This is a genomic window from Caballeronia grimmiae (assembly GCF_022879615.1).
Taxonomy (GTDB): Bacteria; Pseudomonadota; Gammaproteobacteria; order Burkholderiales; family Burkholderiaceae; genus Caballeronia; species Caballeronia grimmiae.
This window is the reverse complement of the sequence record NZ_CP084271.1, coordinates 2,053,999-2,071,352: the sequence shown is the minus strand read 5'-3', so window position 1 is coordinate 2,071,352 and position 17,354 is coordinate 2,053,999. Positions and strand designations below refer to the sequence as shown.

The window sequence follows — 17,354 nt, the reverse complement described above, 5'->3', positions numbered from 1 at the left end:
TTCATCTGGGTCAGAGGTGAATTCTTGGTCGCTTCGGTGTGGGCAATAGGCGTCTGTTCCTGTATTGGATCGGTACTTGCTGGGTCAGAGGTGTTTCCGATCGGTTTGCTTCGGTCGAATAAGTCAGTACTTCGTATCACTCCCGGCTGGACGAACTGGTGCTGTGCACGTACCGGTTCCCTGGCTCGCCGCTTCTCTGTGGGAGGCGACTCGCCGATGCAGCAAGGAGTGTTTGAACTATAAGCCGCCTGCCCGGCCGCCTATATCGAACGATTTCGAATTGCAAGGATTCGACGCTATCCGTGAGCGATACCCTTGTTTTAGTTGGCGTAACTCAATTGCCAGACGGCAACGGCCCAATCGCCGACGCGAGGAAAGCGAACGCCGCCGCCTCGGCCTGCGCGACCGCTTCAGGCTCGACGCCCGCGCCGTGTCCGCCTTCACCCGTTTCCTGATACCAGACGCGCTCGTGTCCCTGCGCCTGCATCTTCGCCGCCATCTTGCGGGCGTGGCCGGGATGCACGCGGTCATCGCTTTTCGATGACGTGAAGAGCGCCGGCGGATACCCCGCATTCGCGCTGACGTTGTGATACGGCGAATACGCGACGAGATGACGGAGGTCGGCGGCATCGTCGGGATCGCCGTATTCGTCGATCCACGATGCGCCCTGAAGCAGCGTATGAAAGCGCGTCATGTCGAGCAGCGGCACTTCCGACAGCACCGCGCCGAAGCATTCCGGGCGCTGCACCATGCAGACGCCCGTCAACAGCCCGCCGTTGCTCGCGCCGCGTATGCCAAGCTGCTTCGCGCTCGTGAAGCCGCTCTCGACGAGCGCCTGCGCGACCGCGATGAAATCGTCGAACGACACCTGCCGGTTCTCGCGCAGCGCAGCCTGATGCCATTGCGGTCCGAACTCGCCGCCGCCGCGAATGTTCGCCACCGCGTACAGGCCGCCGCGTTCCAGCCACGCGATGCCGGTCGTCGCGTCGTAGCTCGGATCGAGCGCGACTTCGAAGCCGCCGTAACCGTAAAGCAAACAGGGGCGCGGCTGCGATGACCGCTCTCCGTCGACATCGCGGCCGATCAGCCAGTAAGGAATGCGCTCGCCGTCGGGCGCGATCGCGTGACGGCGCACGGCCGACAGCCCGGAGGCGTCGAATTGCGCGGGCAGGCGCGCGAGCAGCGTCCACGGCGCGTCGGTGGCGAGGTCGGCGTGATAGAGCGACGGCGGCGTCAGAAAATGCTCGACGTGGATCAGTACCGTGTCGTCCTGCTCGCTATCGATGGAATCGACATACGACTGGCTCGCCTCCGGCAACGCGAATTCGCGCGATGTCCATTCGGCGCCCGGCACGGCATCGGCGGGCGGGCGCCAGAGCGTGACGCGCGGAGCGCCGTCGTCCATCTGCGAGGCGATCAGCCAGTGCTTCGTGAAGTCGATGCCCGCCAGCACGCGCCGCGCGCCCGGCACGAAAAGCGCGGTGAAATCGCGCGCACCGTCGAGAAACGCATCGCGCCGGATGACGAGCAGCGAACCCGCCGCATGCCGCCGTCCGCCCGTCGTCCACATCTTGCGCGGCGTGACGAACAGCCAGCCTTCCCAATGCTCGATTTCCGCGTGCGCCGGGAGGTCGTACTGACGCCATTCGTTCGCGCTTTCGTCGAGCCAGTAATGCAGCGTGTCCCAGAACGTGACGGCGCGCGAGGCGAGATGCAGCTTTTCGAGCGGATCGTAGTCCGCGCCCGCCGATACGTCGCGCCGCTTGCCTTCGAACACGACCGGCGCATCGGCGAGCGGCGTGCCGCGCGCCCAGCGCCGCGCCTGACGCGGAAAGCCGGACGTGGTCAGCGCGGGGCGCGCGTTGGTCCGGCTGTCGTCCCAGCCGACGTAGACCGTATCGCGATCGATCCACGATACGTCGTGCTTGCCGACATCCGGCAGCACGAAGCCATCGTCGATGAAGCGGCGCGCGGCGATATCGAATTCCCGCACGATGCACGCGTCCGAGCCGCCCGGCGACAGGCTCACGAGCGCGCGATCGTAGGTCGGGTAGAGCATGTCGAAGTCGGCGAGCGCCCAGCGCGTGCCGTCGGCTTCGTTCGTGTTGAGATCGAGCGCGTCGACATCCAGCACGATGTCCCAGTCGGGCGTTCCGGCAAGCCACGCGCTCCACGGCGTGCGGCGCACGATGCCGAGCGGATGCGCGTCGTCCTGCCACGTGTTGTAGGCCCAGTCGCCGTAGCGCGAGCAAGTCACGATCCGGTCCTGCGACGTGTACGCCGCTTCGAGCCGCGCGGCCAGGGCGCGCGCTTCGGGCGTTTCGCCGAAGGCGGCTTCGGTGCGGCGGTTCTGGGCGTCGATCCAGTCCTGCACGGCGGGATCGTCGAGCGATTCGAGGCCGATGAAAGGATCAGGGCCGTCGGAAAGCGGCCAGGCGGGAGCGGGATACGTGGGAAGCAAGGTCATGAACGATGGCTGCGCGTGGAGCTTCAGGCGAATGTCGAAGCGGTGATTGTGCCGCACGCGGCGAAAAACCGACGCGCAAAGAAAAAGCCGCGCGATGAGCGCGGCTTCGGAAGCGATGCAGTTAGCGCGAACGTTCAGGCAAGACGCTCTTCCGTCTGCGGGTCGAACAGCACGGCCTTCGAGACGTCGAACAGCAGCGTCGTGTTCGACATCGGCTGCGGGTTCGACGCCGGGTGCACGCGCGACACGATGCGCTTGCCGTTCACCTGCGCGAACACCAGCGTGTCCGGGCCGGTCGGCTCGATGACGTCCACCCGCACGTCGATCGGTTGCAGGGCCGCGTCCGACACGTCGTGGGCGCTGCGCGCATCGGTGATGCGTTCCGGGCGCAGGCCGAGCACCACGTCCTGGCCGATCTTGCCGCGCAGGCGCGATGCATCGAACGGCAGGTTCAGCGTTTTCTGCGTGACGCCCGTATCGATCTGCAGGCCGACGCCCGAGCCGGACTCGACCAGCTTGCCGGTGATGAAGTTCATCGGCGGCGCGCCGATGAAGCCCGCGACGAACAGGTTCGACGGCGAATCGTAGATTTCCTGCGGCGCGCCGAACTGCTGCACGACGCCATCCTTCATCACGGCGATGCGGTCGCCGAGCGTCATCGCTTCGATCTGGTCGTGCGTCACGTACACGATGGTCGTGCCGAGACGCTGATGCAGCAGCTTGATTTCCGAACGCATCTCGATGCGCAGTTTCGCGTCGAGGTTGGAGAGCGGTTCGTCGAACAGGAACATGACGGGATCGCGGGCGAGCGCGCGGCCCATCGCGACGCGCTGACGCTGGCCGCCCGACAACTGGCCGGGCTTGCGGTCGAGCAAATGGCCGATCTGCAGCGTCTCGGACACGCGATCGACGATCTTCTTCTGCTCGTCCTTCGGCACCTTGCGGATGTTGAGGCCGAACGAGATGTTGTCGCGCACGCTCATGGAAGGGTAGAGCGCATACGACTGGAACACCATCGCGATGTCGCGGTCCTTCGGCGAGAGGTTGTTGACCGTCTTGCCGTCGATCATGATGTCGCCCTTGGTCACGGTCTCGAGACCGGCGATCATGTTGAGCAGCGTGGACTTGCCGCAGCCCGAGCCGCCGACGAGGATCAGGAACTGACCGTCCTCGATGTCGATATTGACGCCCTTGAGAACCGGCACCCCGTTCGGGTAGGTCTTGTACACGTCACGGATGGAAAGGCTTGCCATGCTTGAATCCTCTATGTTGTCTGTTCAGCAGGGGACGCGCGCCGCTGCGCGCTCAACCCTTCACCGCGCCCGCCGTCAGGCCGCGCACGAAATAACGTCCCGCGATCATGTAGACGAGAATCGTCGGCAACGCAGCGATGATCGCGCCCGCCATGTCGACGTTGTATTCCTTCACACCCGTCGACGTATTGACGAGGTTGTTCAGCGCCACCGTGATCGGCATCGAATCGACGCCCGAAAACACGATGCCGAACAGGAAGTCGTTCCAGATTTGCGTGAACTGCCAGATCAGGCAGACCATGAAAATCGGCAGCGAGACGGGCAGCAGGATCTTCGTGAAGATCGTGAAGAAGCCCGCGCCGTCGATGCGCGCCGCCTTCACGAGCTCAGCCGGAATGCTCACGTAAAAGTTGCGGAAGAACATCGTCGTGAAGGCGATGCCGTAGATCACGTGGACGAGCACGAGACCGCTCGTCGTGTTCGACAGGCCGAGGAAGCCCTGCAGACGCGCCATCGGCAGCAGAATGGCCTGGAACGGGATGAAGCAGCCGACGAGCAGCATCGTGAAGAACGCATCCGCGCCGCGAAAGCGCCAGTGCGTGAGCACATAGCCGTTGAACGCGCCGACGATCGACGAGATCAGCACGGCCGGAATCACCATGCGCACCGAGTTCATGAAGAACGGCTGCATGCCGTCGCAACGCACGCCGGTACACGCTTCCTGCCACGCCTTCACCCACGGCGCAAACGTGAAGTGCGTGGGCGGCGTAAGCAGGTTGCCCGTGCGAAGCTGGTCAAGATCCTTGAACGACGTGGACAGCATCACGTAGATCGGGAACAGGAAGTAAAGCGCGAACAATATGAGCACCGCGTAAATGACGGCGCGGCTGATCGTCATCTTAGGCTGCATTGCGGGTGCTCCTCGATTCGAGATACATCAGCGGTACAAGCACCGCGACGACGGTGGCGAGCATCATCATCGACGAAGCGGCGCCCACACCCAGTTGTCCCCGGTTGAACGAGAACGTGTACATGAAGATGGCCGGCAGCGACGACGACGTGCCTGGACCGCCCGCGGTCAGCGCGACGACGAGGTCGAACGTCTTGATCGTGATGTGGCAGAGAATCAGCAGCACGGAGAAGAACACCGGCCGCATGCTCGGAATCACGATCTTGCGATAGATGGTCGGCAGCGTCGCGCCATCCACTTGCGCGGCCTTGAAGATCTCGCTGTCGACGCCGCGCAGGCCTGCGAGGAAGAGCGCCATCACGAAGCCGGTCGATTGCCAGACCGCCGCGATCACGACGCAGAAAATGGCCTTGTCGGGATCGTTGAGCCAGTTGAACGAGAAGCTCGTCCAGCCCCAGTCGTGGAACACCTTTTCGATGCCGAGGCCGGGATTCAGAATCCACTGCCACGCGGTGCCGGTCACGATGAACGAGAGCGCCATCGGATAGAGAAAGATCGCGCGCAGTGCGCCTTCGTTGCGGATCCTCTGATCGAGCAGGATCGCGAGGAACAGGCCGAGGCCCACGCAGATACCGATGAACGGAATGCCGAACCAGCCGAGGTTGGCGGCGGAAGTCCACCAGACGTCGTTGTCGAAAAGTTGTCGATAGCGGTCGAGGCCCGAGAACTCGTAGCGGGGCATCAGGCGCGAATTCGTCAGCGACAGATAGCCCGTGATGAGGATGAAGCCGTACACGAACACGAGCGCGATCAGGATGCTGGGAGCGAGCACCAGCTTGGGAATCCAGCGATCGGCGAGCGCCGCCGTGGGCGAGGCGCGGCGAGGCTGGTGCGGACTCTTTTCCGCGGTACCGCTGAGGGAGGCAGTCACAACTCGACTCCTGGAAGATGCGCCGGCGCTTGTTGGCGCTCTTGCGCGCTGATGAACACTGAATCGCGCGCTTGTGGCGACAGGTGGTGCTTTCGGATTGGGCTGGCTTGGAGCGTCAACGGACGCTCGATGCGGCGTATCGCCGGTCGGGCGGCGCACGGCGATGATCCGCCGCGCGCTGCCCGTCCATCAGGCTTCGTGCTTACTTCGTCTTGGCGGCGTTCGCGAGCGCAGCGACGGCGCTCTTGGAATCCTGTGACGAATTCATGAACTTCGTCACGACGTCGGTCATCGCGCCAGCGGTCGCGTCGCCCTGAGCCATGCCGTGAGCGAGCGACGGAACATAGCCGCCCGATTTGATCGCCGTCTGTTCATCAGAGTAGGACTTCTTCGCGCAGTCGTCGAACTTGTCCATCTTCACGCCCAGACGAACCGGGATCGAGCCTTTGTTCAGGCTGAACTGCTCCTGGAATTCCGGCGACATGATGGTCTTCGCGAGCGCGAGCTGGCCCGGCGTGGCGGCTTTCTGGCCCTTCTGCTGGAAGAACACGAACGAGTCGACGTTGAACGTGTACGACTTCTCCGTGCCCGGCACCGCGGCGCAGATGTAGTCCGTGCCGGCCTTCTTGTTCGCGCCGGCGAATTCGCCCTTCGCCCAGTCGCCCATGAACTGCATGCCGGCCTTGCCGTTGATGACCATGGCGGTTGCGAGGTTCCAGTCACGGCCGGTGCGGCCGTTGTCGAAGTAACCCTGGATCTTGCGGACCGTGTCGAACACCTGAACCATCTTGTCCGAGGTCAGCGTTTTCTGATCGAGATCGACGATTGCCTTCTTGTAGAAGTCCGCGCCCTCCGACAGCACGACGTCTTCCCACAGCGTCAGGTCTTGCCACGGCTGGCCGCCCATCGCGACCGGCTGGATGCCCGCGGCCTTCATCTTGTCGGCCACCTGGAAGAACTCGGCCCAGGTCGTCGGCACCTTGCCGCCTGCCTTGTCGAGCGCGGCCTTGTTGATGTACAGCCAGTTCACGCGATGCACCGAGAACGGCGCCGCGACGTACTTGCCGTCCGCGTGAATGATCTTGTCGATTTCAGGCGGCAGGTTCTTCTTCCAGTCGCCGGCGACGGAATCGATCGGCACGAGCACGCCTTGCTCCGCCCATTCCTGGATCAGCGGACCCTTGATCTGGGCCGCCGTCGGCGCATTGCCCGAGATGACCTGCGTCTTCAGCGCGGTCATTGCAGCAGCGCCCGCGCCGCCTGCAACGGCGAAGTCCTTCCAGGTGTAACCCTGCTTGGTCATGTCGTCCTTGAGCACGCCGACCGCCTTCGATTCACCGCCCGAGGTCCACCAGTGCAGCACGGACACGGCTTCGGCAGCCTGCACCGCCGACGCCGTCGCGCCGCACAGAAGACCTGCGGCGCAGAGCGCGCCCATGAGCTTACGGACTTTCATTGTTTATCTCCTCCAGACACCTGAACAAAAAACGATTGGCTCCTGATGTCGCCAGAAGCGTCGAAAAAAGAAGGGTGAAACGGTGCAGCGGTGGCCGGGGAATCGGCGGTGTCGGCGGGAGAGCGTGCGGCGCGCATGATGATTCGCGCACGCGCGGGCAGGGCCGGCAGACCGATGTTCGGCCGCACGGCTCTCAAGGAATGAGTGAGTTGGATCGCAACGACTGTCTCCTCTCGACGGAAGCCGGCGGTTTCGCGCCTGTTCCGGTTCCATGCAAAGTAATTGCTTTTGGTTTTTGCCGGCGCCAGCGGCCGCGATGCATTGCGGGCGAAGGCGTACAGGCGCGAGGCTGGTTTGCACGCGAAGCCCGAAGGTGCTTGAAAGCAGCGATGTCCGGACTCCGTTAACATGCGTTCAGAACAATGTCCTAGGGAAAACACTCAGCTTCTGATTGACAAGCCATTTTTTTCCCGGATGACATTTCCTCTTGATTTGGATTGTAGTTAAACTACAATTCAGTGTCAAAAAAAATTTTGTCGAACTACGCTAGCTCTCTGTTCGACGTCCCACCGACTACATACGCGGCCTTCAGACCCATGCAAACCGACTCGAATTTCATCTTCGTGCTGTTCGGCGGGACCGGCGACCTGTCGATGCGCAAGATTCTTCCCGCGCTGTTCGAGGCCCATCGCGCGGGCATGCTGGCGCCGTCGGGCAAGATCGTCGCGGTCGCGCGGGGCGCACAGGCGCCGGGCGAATACCTCGCGTGGGTCGAAGAGCACGTGAAACCGCACGTGTCGAAGAAGGGGATCGACGAATCGGCGTGGCGCAGCTTTCTCGAGCGCATTCAGTACGTGCAGCTCGACCTGGGCCGCGCCGAAGACTTCGTCGTGCTGCGCGACGCGCTGTTGCAGCATGACGGCACGCGCGTCTTCTATCTGGCGACCGGGCCGTCGCTCTTCGTGCCCATCTGCCGGGCGCTGGCGCAAGTGGGGCTGAACGAGAACGCGCGCATCGTGCTCGAAAAGCCGCTCGGTTACGACCTGGAATCGTCGAACGCCATTAACGACGCCGTCGGCGAGATCTTCCAGGAAGAGCAGATCTACCGGATCGACCATTACCTCGGCAAGGAGCCGGTGCAGAACCTGCTCGCGCTGCGCTTCGGCAATGCGCTGTTCGAGCCGCTATGGCGGCGCGAATGGGTCGAGAGCATTCAGATCACCATCGCCGAGGAGCTGGGCGTCGAAGCGCGCGGCGACTTCTACGACAACACCGGCGCGCTGCGCGACATGGTGCAGAACCACTTGCTGCAACTGCTTTCCATCGTGACGATGGAACCGCCGCACTCGATGGATTCCGACTCCGTGCGCGACGAAAAGCTGCGCGTGCTGCGCGCGCTGAAGCCCATCGACGAGCGCGAGATCAGCCGCGTCGCGGTGCGCGGTCAGTATCATGCGGGCGTGATTCGCGGCGCAGCCGTGCCGGCGTATGTCACCGAGCCGGGCGTGCGTCCGGACAGCAATACCGAAACCTTCGTCGCGCTGAAGGTCGAAATCGAAAACTGGCGCTGGGCCGGCGTGCCGTTCTTCCTGCGTACCGGCAAGCGGCTCGCCGACCGGGTCGCGGAAATCGTCGTCAATTTCCGGCCGGTGCCGCACTCGGCGCTCGGTGCGAACGCGTTGCGCGCGGGCGCGAACCGGCTCGTGATCCGCTTGCAGCCGAACGAAACCATCCGCCTGTATTGCCTCGCCAAGCAGCCGGGCGAGGGCATGAATCTGGCAAGCGTCCATCTGGACCTCGCGTTCGACCAATTTTTCAAGGAAGGGCAGATGGAGGCGTATCAGCGGCTCTTGCTGGACGTCATCCGCGGCCGGCTGGCCCTCTTCGTGCGGCGCGACGAGCAGGAAGCCGCGTGGCGCTGGGTAGAACCGATCCTCAACGCATGGGCCACGTCCACCAACAAGCCGAAGCCGTATGCGGCGGGCACGTGGGGGCCGGCGGCGTCGAGCGCCATGCTCGCGCAACACGGCACGTGCTGGCTGGAAGAAGAGAATTAAGGGCGTCGCGCCGACGGTCTCCCACAGAGGGACGCGGCGCGAACGTCAGCACCCACACCGCTTCGCGGACCGTTCGCGGCTTCGCGGCAAAAGCGGGTCGATAAACCAGACAAGCAGGATGGAGGAGCAGTGATCGAGCTTCGCACTTTCGACGACCCGCGCGCCCACTCGGACGCGCTGGCGAAAGCCGTCAGCGACGCGCTTGCCGCGTCGCTCGCGGCACGAGGCGCCGCATCGGCCGATGCCAGCGCGCAGCCCACCGGACAGCCGGCGCACGCCACGCTCGCGGTATCGGGCGGCACGAGTCCGCGCCCGTTCTTGCAGACGCTGTCGCAAGAGCCGCTCGACTGGGCCCATATCGACGTCACGCTCGTCGACGATCGCTGGGTGCCCGAATCGGATCCCGCCAGCAACGCGCAGCTCGTGCGCGCGACGCTGCTGCAGAACGCTGCGGCGGCGGCGTACTTCCTGCCGCTCGTCGATACCTCGGCCACGCTGGAAGCGCACGTCGCGGCCTTGAACGCCGACCCGCGCCGCCGCCTGCCCGATGTCGCCGTGCTCGGCATGGGCGAGGACGGCCATACGGCGTCCATCTTCGCGGACGCGCCCGAATGGGACTTCGCGATTTCCACGCAGGACCGCTTCGTCGCCGTGCATCCGGGCAGCGCGCCGCATGCGCGCGTCAGCCTGTCGATGTCCGCGCTGAAACAGGTCAGCCAGCTTTTTCTCTTCATCTCCGGCCAGAAGAAGCTCGACGTACTCAATGCGGCGCTCGCCGCCCGCCAAAAGAACGCCATCTCGACGCTGGCCAACGATGAAGGAGTGAAGCTCGATGTCTACTGGTGTGCATAAGGTCGCGCAGGCCGCGAGCCACGCCGATGGACCGAGGCTGCTCGCCGACATCGGCGGCACGAACGCGCGCTTCGCGCTGGAGACGGCGCCGGGCGAAATCGGGCAAATCCGCGTTTATCCGGGCGCCGATTACCCCGGCATCGCGGAAGTGATGCAGCAGTATCTGAAGGACACGAAGGTCGGCCGCGTGAACCATGCGGCCATCGCGATCGCGAATCCGGTGGATGGCGATCACGTGAAGATGACCAATCACGACTGGAGCTTCTCGATCGAAGCGACGCGACGCGCGCTCGGCTTCGATACGCTGCTCGTCGTCAACGACTTCACCGCCTTGGCGATGGCGCTGCCCGGCCTCACCGATGCGCAGCGCGTGCAGATCGGCGGCGGCGCGCGCCGGCAGAACAGCGTGATTGGCTTGCTCGGCCCCGGCACCGGCCTCGGCGTGTCGGGCCTCATTCCCGCCGACGACCGCTGGATTGCGCTCGGCAGCGAAGGCGGCCACGCGACCTTCTCGCCGTTCGACGAAGACGAAGACCTGGTCATGCGATACGCGCGCCGCAAGTGGCCGCATGTGTCGTTCGAACGCGTGTGCGCGGGTCCGGGCCTCGAGCTGATTTATCGCGCGTTCGCGGAACGTGATGGCGTCGCGGTCGCGGACGATTTCAGCAGCGCCGACGTCACCCGCCGCGCCCACGAAGGCGAAGCGCTCGCGCTTCAGGCGGTGAACTGCTTCTGCGGCATCCTCGGCACGTTCTCGGGGAATATCGCGGTGACGCTGGGCGCGCTGGGCGGCATTTATATCGGCGGCGGCGTGGTGCTGAAGCTGGGCGAACTGTTCCACGCGTCGCCTTTTCGCGAACGATTCGAGGCGAAAGGGCGCTTCCAGCAATATCTGTCCGGCATCCCGACTTACGTCATCACCGCTGAGTATCCGGCGTTTCTCGGCGTGTCCGCGATTCTCGCGGAGCAACTGTCGAATCGCGCGAATAGCGGCTCGTCGGCGGTGTTCGAGCGCATCCGCCAGATGCGCGACGCGCTCACGCCCGCCGAGCGGCGCGTGGCGGACCTCGCGCTGAATCATCCGCGTTCGATCATCAACGATCCGATCATCGACATCGCGCGCAAGGCCGACGTGAGCCAGCCGACCGTGATCCGCTTCTGCCGCTCGCTCGGCTGCCAGGGTCTGTCCGACTTCAAGCTGAAGCTCGCGACGGGCCTGACAGGGACCATTCCCGTCAGCCACAGCCAGGTGCATCTGGGCGACACCGCCACCGATTTCGGCGCGAAGGTGCTCGACAACACCGTGTCCGCCATCCTGCAACTGCGCGAGCATCTCAACTTCGACAACGTCGAGCGCGCGATCGACATTCTTAACGGCGCGCGTCGCATCGAGTTTTACGGGCTCGGCAACTCGAATATCGTCGCGCAGGACGCGCACTACAAGTTCTTCCGCTTCGGCATCCCGACGATCGCGTACGGCGATCTCTACATGCAGGCGGCGTCGGCGGCGCTGCTCGGCAAGGGCGATGTGATCGTCGCGGTGTCGAAGTCGGGCCGCGCGCCCGAACTGTTGCGCGTGCTCGAAGTGGCGATGCAGCAGGGCGCGACCGTGATCGCGATCACATCGAGCAACACGCCGCTCGCCAAGCGCGCGACCGTGGCGCTTGAGACCGATCACATCGAGATCCGCGAGTCGCAACTGTCGATGATCTCGCGCATCCTGCATCTGGTCATCATCGACATTCTCGCGGTCGGCGTGGCGATCCGGCGTGCCGCACCGAAGCCGGGCGCGACGCTCAGCGAGACGGTCGCGAAGACGCGTCAATCGGGCGACGATGACGCCGCCGCCGTGCTCGACTGGCTCAGTCACGGCGCATCGGGCGTGGCGCGGGATTAGCGTCCGGCTGGATTGCGTGCAATGAAAAAGGGGCCGCCGATGTGAATCGGCAGCCCCTTTTCTCATGCGCGTGTCGCGGAACAAACAGTACGGCATCCGAAAGATGCCGCACCGTCATGCCCGAACGCCGCTCAGAACGAGTGCTGGATGCCCGCGTACACGCCCGTCTGGCTGCGGCCAGGGAACGGATTGTCGGTCGCCGGACCCGTGCCGACGCCGTTGGCGTTCAGACCATAGTTCGCCGTCTTGCTGTTTTGCACCGTCGCGACCTGGAGGTCGAACAGCGTGCGCTTCGACAGGTTGTACGAGCCGCCGAGTGTGTACATCGTCGCATTGCCCGCGCCGTTGTTGCCGTTCACGTGGTAGACCGCAGCCGTCAGCGCGGCTGCCGGCGTGGCTTGCCACGTCACGCCGCCCCATTCGTGATCGAGCGTGGTCGGCTGGCCGGGCAACTGGCCCGTCATGCCGGACGAACGGACGGCCTGATAGCCGGCTTGCAGCTTGAACTGGCCGAGGAACACGTTGGCCATCGCCGAGTATTCGCGGGAGTAGTCGTAGACGCCGTTGTTGCCGTTGTAATCGCCGCCGAGGGTGCCGTTGCTTTGGTTGCGGATTTCATCGTACATGCCGCGAAGCTGGAAGTAGGGCGACGTGTACGTGACGTACGCGCCGGCTTCGCGGCCCTGCGGCGTCGTGCCGTTGCCGTTCCACCTCGTCGCGTTCGACAGCGCATATTGGCCGTAGAAGTCGAAGCCCGCGAACTTCGGCGACTGATACGAGATGTTGTTGCTCGATTGCGGCCAGTTGCGGCCACGCACCAGCGATGCCGACGACCAGTTCGACTGGCCGAACGGATCGAAGTCCCACACGCCGTTCGACACGAACAGTTCGCGGCCAAGCAGGACGGTGCCGAGGCGGTCGCTTGCGATACCGACCGTGGCCCAGCGATTGAAAATGCGGTTGTTGTCCGGACCCTGGCCGTTCATCGTGTTGAAGCTGCCTTCCAACTGGAACACGGCGCGGTAGCCGCCGCCCAGGTCTTCAGCGCCCTTCAGGCCCCACAGGCTCGTGCCCCAGTCGCCGCTTTCCGCGCGAATGCGGCTCGCGGTTGCGTTCGCCGGGTTGCCGGTCGGCACGCCGTTCATGTATTCGAGACCCGCGTCGAGCCGGCCGTACAGCGTCACGCTGCTCTGGGCATGCGCCGCGGCGCCGAACGTCAACAGCGCTGCCGCTGCAAGCAAAGCCTTCTTCATATCTCCTCCAACTCCGTCAAAGTGAACTCACTACTGCTGCACGGTTCGATGCCGCTGCATCGACCGGAACTCGTTCGACGGGAAGCCCGCGCTGCGCAAAAGCAAGCGGACACAGCCCGTTTTTTTGGACGGAATTTTGAAGGAAAACTACTTTTTAGAAGGGGTCGAACCTGTACTTTTGATTCAATATGACAGATGCGGTCACAAATAAAAAACGGTGCGATACCCTTTCGGGCATCGCACCGATACGCGCCTCTCGCAGCAGCGTGAAAACTCTATAAAACTATTCTTGATTCAGCCTCGTCGATTTAAACGATCAGAACGAGTGCTGGATGCCTGCATAAACGCCCGTCTGGCTGTGGCCGGGGAACGGGTTGTCCGTCGATGCCGCCGAACCGTAGTTGTTGGCGTTCAGGCCGTAGTTTGCGGTCTTGCTGTTCTGCACCGTTGCAACTTGCAGGTCCAGCAGCGTGCGCTTCGACAGGTTGTACGAGCCGCCGACCGTGTAGATGGTCGCGTTACCCGCGCCGTTGTTGCCGTTTACGTGGTAGACGGCCGCGATCAGCGCGGCTGCCGGCGTCGCTTGCCACGTCACGCCGCCCCATTCGTGATCGAGCGTGGTCGGCTGGCCGGGCAACTGGCCCGTCATGCCGGACGAGCGGATCGCCTGGTATGCGCCCTGAACCTTGAACTGGCCGAGGAACACGTTGAACATCGCCGTGTACTCACGCGAGTACGCGTAGGCGCCGTTGCCGCCCGCGCCGCCGTCGATGGCGTTGTACACGCCGCCCAGCGTACCGTTGGCCGGATTGCGGATTTCATCGTACATGCCGCGAATCTGGAAGAGCGGCGTGGTGTACGTGATGTACGCGCCGGCTTCACGGCCTTGCGGCGTGGTGCCGTTACCGTTCCAGTTCGTCGCGTTCGACAGCGAGTACTGGCCGTAGAAGTCGAAGCCCGCGAACTTCGGCGACTGGTACGAAATGTTGTTGCTCGATTGCGGCCAGTTGCGGCCACGAACCAGCGATGCCGACGACCAGTTCGACTGGCCGAACGGATCGAAGTCCCACACACCGTTTGCGATGAAGAGTTCACGGCCCAGCAACAGCGTACCGAACTGGTTGTTCGCGATACCGACCGTCGCCCAGCGATTGAAGATGCCGTTATTGCCCGGGCCCTGGCCCGTCATGGTGTTGAAGCTGCCTTCCAACTGGAACACGGCGCGATAGCCGCCGCCCAGATCTTCGACGCCCTTCAAACCCCACAGGCTCGTACCCCAGTCACCGCTTTCCGCGCGGAAGCGGTGCGACGAACCGGTGGCGGGTGCGCCGGCGGGGCCGGTCGGCACGCCGTTCATGTACTCGAGCCCCGCGTCCAGGCGACCGTAAAGCGTCACGCTGCTTTGAGCATGAGCCACCGCGCTGAACGTCAGCAGTGCTGCTGCCGCGAGCAAAGCTTTCTTCATCATCTCCTCCAACCCTGTCAAGAAATAGAACCCAAAGTGCTGCCGTGTGCGGTTCGATGCGAGGGCACCCAACCGAAAATTGTTTTCAGAGAAAGACACACGCGCGGGCAGTAGTGCTCATGGCGATCACGCGTCGGCCGCGCGAACGTGACGCCGACCCGTCGATCGGTGTCTCCTCACTTTGTTTTGAAGTAAAACTACTTTTTGGGTACTTCGTTTTGGTACTTTAGTTACCAATTTAACAAAATACATCACAGACGCCAAAAGAAATTGACGTTTGAGCGGACTGTGTATCGAAAACGCAATGCTAGTGTGGTGGGTGCGCTACCCACAGCTTGGGAAACGGTCCGGAAATCCTTGCCACACAAGGCTTCTGGACCTACAGCTTTTCGGAGTCGGGTATGACGCCTATTGACGTGGAAACGCGGTGGCGCTAGTCCGCGCAAGTGCCTCGTTCGCGGCTCACAGGCGTAAAAAAAGCGCCTTTCGGCGCTTTTTGACTGCGTTTCGTCTGCTCATTTGAGACTGCCCGAAAGGAACTGCTTCAGGCGCTCGCTCTTCGGGCTGCCGAAGAGCGCATCGGGATGACCTTCTTCTTCGATGCGTCCCTGATGCAGAAACACCACGTGATTCGACACGTTGCGCGCGAACGCCATTTCATGCGTGACGACGACCATCGTGCGGCCTTCTTCGGCGAGCGTCTGCATCACCTTCAGGACTTCACCGACGAGTTCGGGATCGAGTGCGGACGTGGGCTCGTCGAAGAGCATGACGTCGGGATGCATGGCGAGCGCCCGCGCGATGGCCACGCGCTGCTGCTGTCCGCCCGACAGATGCGACGGATACTGCTTCTCGAGCCGCGGAGCGAGGCCCACTTTCTCGAGATAGGTGCGCGCCCGGTCCTCGGCTTCCTTCTTCGGCAGGCCGAGCACGTTGACGGGCGCTTCCATCACGTTCTCCAGCACGTTCATGTGCGACCAGAGATTGAAGTGCTGGAACACCATCGACAACTTCGAGCGGACCTGACGCAACTGCTTCGGATCAGCGACCTTCAGTGCGCCGCTCTTGTCCATCATCGTGCGGACTTCGGCGCCATCGACGAAGATGCGCCCGCGATTCGGCTGTTCGAGAAAGTTGATACAACGCAGCATCGTGCTCTTGCCCGAGCCCGACGAGCCGATGATGCTGATCACATCGCCGGCGTTCGCCTTCAGCGATACGCCTTTCAGCACTTCATTGCTGCCGTACTGCTTGTGGATGTCGTCGACGAAAAGCTTGTGCTTCTGGGAATTCATGAACGGTCCTGGGGCGACTATTGCCTGACTTATTTGCCTTGAGGCCGCAGGTACGCGAGCCAGCGGTGCTCGGCGCGGCGGAAGAGCCACACGAGCGCGAACGAAATGACGAGGTAGAGCAGGGCGGCGATGCCGAACGCCTGAAACGACTGATACGTCGCCGAGTTCACGTCGCGAGCGATTTTCAGAATGTCCGGCACGGTCGCGGTGAACGCGACGGTCGTCGCGTGCAGCATCAGGATGACTTCGTTGCTGTAGTACGGCAGCGCGCGGCGCAGCGCGGACGGCAGAATCACCCGGCGATACAGCGTGAAGCTCGACATGCCATAGGCGCGCGCCGCTTCGATTTCGCCATAGGGCGTCGCCTTGATCGCGCCGGCGAAGATTTCCGTCGTATAGGCACAGGTGTTCAGCGTGAACGCGAGCAGCGTGCAGTTCATCCCGCTGCGGAAGAATTCGCCGAGCACCTGATGATCGCGCACGACCTGCAGGCTGTAGAGGCCCGTATAGCAGAGCAGCAACTGCACGTAGAGCGGCGTGCCGCGAAAGACATACGTGTAGAGCCACACCGAGCGCGACAGCAGCTTGTTCTTCGAGACGCGCGCCACCGCGAGCGGCACGGACAGGCAAAAGCCCAAGCCGATTGACACGACCAGCAGCCACATCGTGATGGCGAGACCGGTGGTGCGGTAGCCGTCGGTGAAAAGGTAGTTCTTCCAGAATTCCTGGATGATTTCGATCATGAAGTCCGCCGCTCTTGTTCGCTGGAGATGGCTGATTGCAGGGCTGATTAAGGGCCGGTCAGAGATCCGCTTTGCGCACGCCGATGGAATAGCGCCGCTCGAGCCAGATCAGCACGAAGTTCGAGATCGTGGTGATCGCGAGATAGATCACACCCGCGAGCAGCGTAAAGAAGAAGAACCGCTGCGTGCCCTTGCCGGCGTCCTGCGCGGCTTTCACGACATCCGCGAGGCCGATGATCGACACCAGCGCTGTCGCCTTGACCATCACCTGCCAGTTATTCCCGATGCCCGGCAGCGCGAAACGCATCATCTGCGGAAACATGATGCGCGAGAAGGTCTGCCAGGGCGTCATGCCATAGGCCGCGCCCGCTTCAAGCTGGCCGCGCGGCACCGAGAGGAACGCGCCGCGAAACGTCTCGGTGAAATACGCGCCGTAGATGAAGCCGAGCACGAGAATGCCCGCGAGGAACGGATCGATGTCGATCTGGTCCCAGCCGAGCTGATCGGTCAGAAGGTTCAGCCAGATCTGGATGCTGTAGAAGAGCAGCAGCATCAGCACGAGATCGGGCACGCCGCGAATCAGCGTCGTGTAGACGGTGCCGATGCCCGACGCAATCCGGTTCCTGGACAGCTTCGCCGCCGCGCCGATCAGTCCGATCACGAAGGCGAACCCGAGCGACAGCACCGCCAGCTTGACGGTCTGCCAGGTGCCCGCGAGGATCAGCGGACCGTAGCCTTGCAACATGGTGATTCCTTCGTAAGGTGCGCCACATAT

14 protein-coding genes are annotated in these 17,354 nt (G+C 63.3%); 3 read left to right on the top strand and 11 right to left on the bottom strand.

Translation table 11 applies throughout. From position 1 onward, the window contains the following. Positions 1-334 precede the first annotated feature (334 nt). The 6 genes from LDZ21_RS09955 to LDZ21_RS09930 all read right to left on the bottom strand — a co-directional run bounded on the left by LDZ21_RS09955 (position 335) and on the right by LDZ21_RS09930 (position 7,427). Positions 335-2,467, bottom strand: a complete 2,133-nt coding sequence (locus LDZ21_RS09955; RefSeq protein WP_244793126.1) for a prolyl oligopeptidase family serine peptidase — start codon at positions 2,465-2,467, stop codon at positions 335-337. 134 nt (positions 2,468-2,601) lie between these two features. Next, positions 2,602-3,720, bottom strand: a complete 1,119-nt coding sequence (locus tag LDZ21_RS09950) for an ABC transporter ATP-binding protein (RefSeq protein WP_035960678.1) — start codon at positions 3,718-3,720, stop codon at positions 2,602-2,604. Positions 3,721-3,772: 52 nt separating this feature from the next. Continuing rightward, positions 3,773-4,630 carry a carbohydrate ABC transporter permease gene (locus LDZ21_RS09945; protein ID WP_035960679.1) on the bottom strand — a complete coding sequence of 286 codons (858 nt, stop codon included), beginning with the start codon at positions 4,628-4,630 and terminating at the stop codon, positions 3,773-3,775. Next, entirely contained in the window at positions 4,620-5,561 is a 942-nt protein-coding gene (locus tag LDZ21_RS09940) for a carbohydrate ABC transporter permease (protein ID WP_035960680.1), read from the bottom strand. The genes LDZ21_RS09945 and LDZ21_RS09940 overlap by 11 nt, the downstream gene beginning before the upstream one ends. Positions 5,562-5,763: 202 nt before the next feature. Then, entirely contained in the window at positions 5,764-7,017 is a 1,254-nt protein-coding gene (locus tag LDZ21_RS09935; protein ID WP_035960681.1) for an ABC transporter substrate-binding protein, read from the bottom strand. Further along, positions 7,014-7,427: a hypothetical protein gene (locus LDZ21_RS09930; protein WP_244793124.1), complete on the bottom strand. Its 414-nt coding sequence runs from the start codon at positions 7,425-7,427 to the stop codon at positions 7,014-7,016. Before LDZ21_RS09930 ends, LDZ21_RS09935 begins: the two co-directional genes overlap by 4 nt. A 186-nt stretch (positions 7,428-7,613) precedes the next feature. On the opposite strand from LDZ21_RS09930, the gene zwf reads away from it, so the two are divergent. From zwf to LDZ21_RS09915, 3 genes are all read left to right on the top strand, one after another. Beyond that, complete coding sequence (zwf, locus tag LDZ21_RS09925; RefSeq protein ID WP_244793122.1) at positions 7,614-9,074, top strand: glucose-6-phosphate dehydrogenase; 1,461 nt, start codon at positions 7,614-7,616, stop codon at positions 9,072-9,074. Positions 9,075-9,203: 129 nt separating this feature from the next. Beyond that, the gene (pgl, locus tag LDZ21_RS09920; protein ID WP_244793120.1) at positions 9,204-9,926 is read left to right on the top strand and encodes a 6-phosphogluconolactonase; all 723 of its coding nucleotides are present in this window, start codon (positions 9,204-9,206) and stop codon (positions 9,924-9,926) included. Then, entirely contained in the window at positions 9,907-11,823 is a 1,917-nt protein-coding gene (locus LDZ21_RS09915) for a bifunctional transcriptional regulator/glucokinase (RefSeq protein ID WP_244793117.1), read from the top strand. The genes pgl and LDZ21_RS09915 overlap by 20 nt, the downstream gene beginning before the upstream one ends. 131 nt (positions 11,824-11,954) lie before the next feature. Here the strand turns inward: LDZ21_RS09915 and LDZ21_RS09910 are convergent, their stop codons facing one another. The 5 genes from LDZ21_RS09910 to LDZ21_RS09890 form a co-directional block, all read right to left on the bottom strand. Next, on the bottom strand, positions 11,955-13,076 hold the full coding sequence (locus LDZ21_RS09910) for a porin (protein WP_244793115.1): 1,122 nt from the start codon (positions 13,074-13,076) through the stop codon (positions 11,955-11,957). Positions 13,077-13,392: 316 nt separating this feature from the next. Then, on the bottom strand, positions 13,393-14,541 hold the full coding sequence (locus tag LDZ21_RS09905) for a porin (protein WP_035961139.1): 1,149 nt from the start codon (positions 14,539-14,541) through the stop codon (positions 13,393-13,395). Positions 14,542-15,056: 515 nt separating this feature from the next. Continuing rightward, positions 15,057-15,836, bottom strand: coding sequence for an ABC transporter ATP-binding protein (locus LDZ21_RS09900; RefSeq protein ID WP_035960688.1), 780 nt, complete (start codon positions 15,834-15,836; stop codon positions 15,057-15,059). A 29-nt stretch (positions 15,837-15,865) separates the two neighbouring features. Beyond that, on the bottom strand, positions 15,866-16,579 hold the full coding sequence (locus tag LDZ21_RS09895) for an ABC transporter permease (protein WP_035960689.1): 714 nt from the start codon (positions 16,577-16,579) through the stop codon (positions 15,866-15,868). Positions 16,580-16,637: 58 nt separating this feature from the next. After that, positions 16,638-17,324 carry an ABC transporter permease gene (locus tag LDZ21_RS09890; RefSeq protein ID WP_035960691.1) on the bottom strand — a complete coding sequence of 229 codons (687 nt, stop codon included), beginning with the start codon at positions 17,322-17,324 and terminating at the stop codon, positions 16,638-16,640. Positions 17,325-17,354 lie beyond the last annotated feature (30 nt).

Bases quoted from the DNA above. Each gene is read 5' to 3' on its own strand.
- LDZ21_RS09955 (WP_244793126.1), bottom strand. From the start codon at position 2,467: ATGACCTTGCTTCCCACGTATCCCGCTCCCGCCTGGCCGCTTTCCGAC.
- LDZ21_RS09935 (WP_035960681.1), bottom strand. From the start codon at position 7,017: ATGAAAGTCCGTAAGCTCATGGGCGCGCTCTGCGCCGCAGGTCTTCTG.
- LDZ21_RS09900 (WP_035960688.1), bottom strand. From the start codon at position 15,836: ATGAATTCCCAGAAGCACAAGCTTTTCGTCGACGACATCCACAAGCAG.
- LDZ21_RS09950 (WP_035960678.1), bottom strand. From the start codon at position 3,720: ATGGCAAGCCTTTCCATCCGTGACGTGTACAAGACCTACCCGAACGGG.
- zwf (WP_244793122.1), top strand. From the start codon at position 7,614: ATGCAAACCGACTCGAATTTCATCTTCGTGCTGTTCGGCGGGACCGGC.
- LDZ21_RS09945 (WP_035960679.1), bottom strand. From the start codon at position 4,630: ATGCAGCCTAAGATGACGATCAGCCGCGCCGTCATTTACGCGGTGCTC.
- LDZ21_RS09905 (WP_035961139.1), bottom strand. From the start codon at position 14,541: ATGAAGAAAGCTTTGCTCGCGGCAGCAGCACTGCTGACGTTCAGCGCG.
- LDZ21_RS09915 (WP_244793117.1), top strand. From the start codon at position 9,907: ATGTCTACTGGTGTGCATAAGGTCGCGCAGGCCGCGAGCCACGCCGAT.
- LDZ21_RS09895 (WP_035960689.1), bottom strand. From the start codon at position 16,579: ATGATCGAAATCATCCAGGAATTCTGGAAGAACTACCTTTTCACCGAC.
- LDZ21_RS09910 (WP_244793115.1), bottom strand. From the start codon at position 13,076: ATGAAGAAGGCTTTGCTTGCAGCGGCAGCGCTGTTGACGTTCGGCGCC.
- LDZ21_RS09930 (WP_244793124.1), bottom strand. From the start codon at position 7,427: ATGTTAACGGAGTCCGGACATCGCTGCTTTCAAGCACCTTCGGGCTTC.
- LDZ21_RS09890 (WP_035960691.1), bottom strand. From the start codon at position 17,324: ATGTTGCAAGGCTACGGTCCGCTGATCCTCGCGGGCACCTGGCAGACC.